The organism is Arthrobacter sp. CMU6, assembly GCF_059090205.1.
This window is the reverse complement of record NZ_JBNHFL010000137.1, coordinates 1-223: the sequence shown is the minus strand read 5'-3', so window position 1 is coordinate 223 and position 223 is coordinate 1. Positions and strand designations below refer to the sequence as shown.

At 61.0% G+C, this 223-nt stretch carries 1 protein-coding gene; it reads left to right on the top strand.

The window, feature by feature from the left end; all coding sequences use genetic code 11:
- The coding region (locus tag AC5RWD_RS23420; protein WP_494022293.1) for a cupin domain-containing protein at positions 1-223 on the top strand (223 nt) is incomplete at both ends.

The following is a 223-nucleotide window of genomic DNA, read 5'->3' as shown; positions in this document are numbered from 1 at the left end:
GGAACGAGTTCATCCTGTCCGAGTGGGAACTGGAAGCCTGCGGCTGGGAAGACTTCCACCCCCACAGTGAAACGAACTTCGTACTGGAAGGCGAACTTCACGTCCAGAGCGAAGGCAAGACCGTCATCCTGAAGCCGGGCGACGTGGCACGCGTCAATCCAGGACAACTCGGCCGCTACTGGGCACCGGTCTACGCACGCATGGTCACCACCTACGGCCCCAA